Genomic DNA, 5,174 nt, shown 5'->3' with positions numbered 1-5,174 from the left:
GAGTCGAGTGGCCCCGAGTACCCAGCCTGACCTCGGTCGCCCTGTGGACAGCGGGGCCACTCGAGGGTGCAGTGCGTCGAGATGCCTGGTCGAGTGGCCCCGAGTACCCAGCCTGACCTCGGTCGCCCTGTGGACAGCGGGGCCACTCGAGGGTGCAGTGCGTCGGGGGTGCCGTGAGGGTGCAGTGCGTCGGGGGTGCCGTGAGGATGGGCGAGGGACGGGATTCAGCCGCCGGAGGGCTCGGCCACCTCGGCGCGATCGACGTGGCCGCCGAGGTACGACACGGTGGCTGCGGCGAGGAGAGGATCGATGCGCGGGTCGCCCTCGCGGACCCGCTCGGTGAGTGCCTTGCGCATCCGAGGGTCCCAGAACTTCTTCACGTGGGTCGCGACCGCCGTGGCCGCCTCGTCGGGCGCCAGGTGGCGCATGGCGCGCGCGATGTCGTTGCCCATACGGATCTCCGGGGGAAGGGCCTCGCTCACCGCGACACCACCGCCTCGGAGGCTTGGGCGAGGGCCTCGTCGCCCGCATTGGCGACGCCCACCTGGACGGCCGTCACCTTGTACTCGGGGCAGTTCGTGGCCCAGTCGGAGTTCTCGGTCGTCACGACGTTGGCCCCGGTCACCGGGTGGTGGAAGGTCGTGTAGACGACGCCGGGCTGCATCCGCTCGGAGACGAGGGCATGCAGGGTCGTCGTCCCGACCCGGCTGGTCAGCTCGACCCGGTCGCCGGTGTGGATCCCCCTCATCTCTGCGTCGGCGGGATGGATCTCGAGGACGTCCTCGGGATGCCAGGTCTCGTTCGCGGTCCGTCGGGTCTGCGCGCCCACGTTGTACTGGGTGAGGATCCGGCCCGTGGTGAGGACGAGCGGGTAGCGACGGCTCGTCTGCTCCGTGGTCGGCACGTAGACGGTGGGAACGAGGCGTCCCTTGCCGCGCACGAACTCGCCGACGTGCATCGTCGGGGTGCCCCGGGGCGCCCGATCGTTGACGGGCCACTGCATGCTGCCCTCGGCATCGAGCCGGGCGAAGGACACCCCGGCGAAGGTCGGTGTCGTCGCCGCGATCTCGTCCATGATCGCCGCGGCGTCCGGGTACGACATCGGGTAGCCCATCGCGGTGGCGATGTCGCACACGATCTCCCACTCGTCCTTGCCGGTGCGACTGGGCAGCACCGGCCGGACCCGGTTGAGCCTGCGCTCGGCGTTGGTGAACGTGCCGTCCTTCTCGAGGAAGGAGGTGCCGGGGAGGAAGACGTGGGCGTACTTCGCCGTCTCGTTGAGGAAGAGGTCCTGCACGACGACGAGCTCCATCGACGTGAGGGCCTCGCGGACGTGGTTGAGGTTGGGGTCGGACTGCGCGATGTCCTCGCCCTGGACGAAGAGTCCCTTGAACGATCCGCCGATGGCCGCGTCGAACATGTTGGGGATGCGCAGTCCGGGCTCCGGGTCGAGGGTGACTCCCCAGAGCGACTCGTAGATGGCCCGGACGTCGTCGAGCCCGATGTGGCGGTAGCCGGGCAGCTCGTGCGGGAAGGAGCCCATGTCGCACGAGCCCTGGACGTTGTTCTGCCCGCGGAGCGGGTTGACGCCGACACCCTCGCGACCGACGTTGCCGGTGACCATGGCGAGGTTGGCCAGGCCCATGACCATCGTCGAGCCCTGGCTGTGCTCGGTGACCCCGAGCCCGTAGTAGATCGCGGAGTTGGGCCCGGCGGCATAGAGCCGCGCCGCCGCGCGCAACTCTGACGGGTCGATGCCCGTTGCCTCCGCTGTCGCCTCGGGGGAGTTCTCCTCGCGCGTGATGAACTCGAGGTAGTCGTCGACGTTCTCGCACCTGGCCCGCATGAACGCCTCGTCGTGCAGTCCCTCGGTGACGATGGTGTGCGCCATGGCGTTGATGAAGGCGACGTTGCTGCCCGGCAGGAGCGGCAGGTGATGGGCTGCCTCGACGTGGGGGGTGCGCACGAGGTCGATCCGGCGGGGATCGGCCACGATGATCGTCGCACCCTCGCGCAGCCGTCGCTTCATCCGGGACGCGAAGACGGGGTGCGCGTCGGTCGGGTTGGCCCCGATGAGGAGCATGACGTCGCAGTGCTCGACGGAGGCGAAGTCCTGGGTGCCCGCGGAGGTGCCGAAGGTCTGGTTGAGGCCGTAGCCGGTGGGGGAGTGGCACACCCGCGCACAGGTGTCGATGTTGTTGTTGGCGAAGGCGGCCCGGACCAGCTTCTGGACGACGTACACCTCCTCGTTGGTGCACCGGGAGGAGGAGATGCCGCCGACCGCGCCGATACCGTGGCGCGCCTGGATGTCCTTGAAGCCGCTGGCGACCCGACCGATCGCCTCGTCCCACGACACCTTCCGCCACTCGTCGTCGATCGAGTCGCGGACCATCGGCTCGAGCTGCCGGTCGCGGTGGCTGGCGTAGCCGTAGGCGAATCGGCCCTTGACGCACGAGTGGCCCTCGTTGGCCCCGCCGGCCTTGCTGGGCATCATGCGCACCACGCGGGTCGCGTCGCCGGCGCCCTGGACCTCGGCCCGGAACGAGCAGCCGACGCCGCAGTAGGCGCACGTCGTGTCGACCGAGCGGGTCGGCATGCCGAGCTCGATGACGGACTTCTCGGTCAGGGCATCCGTCGGGCAGGCCTGCACGCAGGCACCGCACGAGACGCACTCGGACTCGAGGAAGCTCGGCGCACCACTGGCGGAGATCCGGGAGTCGAAGCCACGGCCCTCCACGGTGAGGGCGAAGGTGCCTTGGATCTCCGAACAGGCCCGGACGCAGCGGGAGCAGACGATGCAGGCCTTGGGGTCGTAGGCGAAGTAGGGGTTCGACGCGTCCACGGGATCCGTGAGGTGGTTGGCGCCGCCCAGTCCGTAGCGCACCTCGGCCACGCCGGTCTCCCGCGCGAGCGACTGCATCTCGCAGTTCCCGCGGGCGCAGCCGGGGCAGTCCTCCGGGTGGTCGGACAGGTAGAGCTCCATGACGCCGCGACGCAGGTCGCGCAGCTGCTCGGTCTGGGTCGACACGACCATGCCGTCGACGCACGGTGTCGTGCACGAGGCCGGTGTGCCCTTGCCGCCCTCGACCTCGACGAGGCAGAGCCGGCAGGACCCGAACGCCTTGAGCGAGTCCGTCGCGCAGAGCTTCGGGATGTCGATCCCGGCCTCCTTGGCGGCGCGCAGGACGGACGTGCCGGGGGCGACGTCGACCCCGATCCCGTCGACGACGACGTGGGCGGACCGTGGCCCGTCGACGGCGGGGGTGCCGAGGTCCGGCTCGGGCAGGTAGGGGTCTGTCACGTTGGGCAAGGTCATGGGGTACTCCTGTCGAAGTCCTCCGCGAAGTGCCGGAGAGCGCTCTGCACCGGCATCGGGGTGAGGCCGCCCATGGCGCAGAGCGACCCCTTGGTCATCGTGGTGCACAGGTCGTCGAGGAGCAGCAGGTTCCGCTCGCGGTCGGTCCCGGCGATGATGCGGTCGATGGTCTCGACGCCGCGGACCGAGCCGACCCGGCACGGCGTGCACTTCCCGCAGGACTCCTTGGCGCAGAACTCCATCGCGAAGCGTGCCATCCGTGCGGCATCGAAGGTCTCGTCGAAGACGACGACCCCGCCGTGCCCGAGCATCCCGCCCGCCTCGAGGAGGGCCTCGTAGTCCATTGGCACGTCAAGACGGTCGGCGGGCAGGTAGGCCCCCAGCGGACCGCCCACCTGGACGGCGCGGACCGGGCGGCCGGAGAGCGTCCCGCCGCCGAAGTCCTCGACGAGCTCGCGCAGCGACACGCCGAAGTCGGCCTCGACGATGCCGCCCCGACGGATGTTGCCCGCGAGCTGGAAGACCTGGGTGCCTCGCGACCGGCCGGACCCGAGGGAGGCGTAGGCGGCGCCGCCGTCGGCGAGGATCATCGGCGCGGCGGCGAACGTCAGCACGTTGTTGACGACAGTCGGCTGCCCGAACAGCCCCTCGAGAGCGGGGATGGGCGGCTTGGAGCGCACCTCCCCGCGGCGGCCCTCGAGGGACTCGAGCATCGAGGTCTCCTCGCCGCAGATGTAGGCGCCCGCGCCGAGACGGACGACGAGGTCGAAGGACAGGTCGCTGCCCTGGATCCGCTCGCCGAGCCACCCGTGGGCGTAGGCGATCTCGATCGCGCGGCGCAACGTGTCGGCCGCGGCAGGATACTCGGACCGGCAGTAGATGTAGCCCTCCCGCGCACCGACCGCATGGGCCGCGATGAGCATCCCCTCGATGAGGGTGAAGGGATCACCCTCCGCGAGCATCCGGTCGGCGAAGGTGCCGCTGTCTCCCTCGTCGAGGTTGCAGCAGACGAATTTCGGGTCACCGGCCGCCTCGAGGACAGTGCGCCACTTCACGCCGGTGGGGAAGCCGGCGCCGCCCCGGCCCCGCAGGCCCGACGTCGTGACCTCTTCCACGACCTCATGGGGGTCCATCGCGAGCGCACGGCGCAGTCCGCTCCACCCCCCGTGGGCCTCGTAGTCCGCGATGCTCGTCGGCTCGATCACGCCGACGCGCGCGAAGGAGACCCGGCGCTGCCGGGCGAGCCAGGGGTACTCGTCCACGACTCCGATCGAGCCGCCGACGTCGGCACCGGCGAGCAGGCCTTCCTCGATGAGGGCAGGGAGCGTCCCGGGGGTGACATTGGGGTAGCCGACGCGCCCTCCTGGCGTGAGCACCTCGACGAGCGGCTCGAGCCAGAGCAGGCCGCGCGAACCCGTGCGCACGACCTGCACCCCGTCGCGGGTGGCCAACGCGGCAGCGACGTCGTCCGCCCCGACCGCGACGGCACTCGAGTCCTGCGGGACGTAGACGGTGGTCACGGCGTCCCCGCTCACCGGGCCCACTCCTCGGCCAGCCCGGCGAGGCGTTCGCCGGAGAGCCTGCCGTGCAGCCGTCCGTCCACCATCCCGGACGGGCCGAGCGCGCAGTTGCCCAGGCAGAAGACCTCGTCGACCTCGACATCGTCGCGCTGTGCGAAACGGCCCCGGGCATCGGCGTAGACCTGCTCGGCCCCGACCGCCTGGCATGCCTCGGCCCGGCAGAGGTGCACCGTGTGTGCGGGGGCCGGCTCGGTGCGGAAGTCCTTGTAGAACGACACGACGCCGTGGACGTCGGCGACGGACAGGTTCAGCACGTCGGCGACGGCCTCGACGTCCTG

At 70.8% G+C, this 5,174-nt stretch carries 4 protein-coding genes; all 4 read right to left on the bottom strand.

The features are described 5' to 3' along the window. Nucleotides 1–224 precede the first annotated feature (224 nt). A complete protein-coding gene (locus LOY02_RS17695; protein ID WP_317183689.1) occupies nucleotides 225–482 on the bottom strand; it encodes a formate dehydrogenase subunit delta in 258 nt (85 codons plus the stop codon). Beyond that, nucleotides 479–3,316 (bottom strand): formate dehydrogenase subunit alpha, encoded by a 2,838-nt coding sequence (gene fdhF / locus LOY02_RS17690; protein WP_317183688.1) that lies wholly within the window; start codon nucleotides 3,314–3,316, stop codon nucleotides 479–481. Before fdhF ends, LOY02_RS17695 begins: the two co-directional genes overlap by 4 nt. Continuing rightward, nucleotides 3,313–4,851 (bottom strand): NADH-ubiquinone oxidoreductase-F iron-sulfur binding region domain-containing protein, encoded by a 1,539-nt coding sequence (locus LOY02_RS17685; RefSeq protein WP_317183687.1) that lies wholly within the window; start codon nucleotides 4,849–4,851, stop codon nucleotides 3,313–3,315. Before LOY02_RS17685 ends, fdhF begins: the two co-directional genes overlap by 4 nt. Continuing rightward, nucleotides 4,848–5,174 (bottom strand): NAD(P)H-dependent oxidoreductase subunit E (locus LOY02_RS17680; RefSeq protein ID WP_317183686.1); only part of this gene is annotated, 327 nt, incomplete at its 5' end. The genes LOY02_RS17685 and LOY02_RS17680, both read right to left, overlap by 4 nt.

The sequence above is a fragment of the Intrasporangium sp. genome, from assembly GCF_032907665.1.
In the GTDB taxonomy this organism is placed as follows: domain Bacteria; phylum Actinomycetota; class Actinomycetes; order Actinomycetales; family Dermatophilaceae; genus Intrasporangium.
The sequence above is the reverse complement of the archived record's forward strand: the minus strand, read 5'-3'. Positions and strand labels throughout refer to the sequence as shown.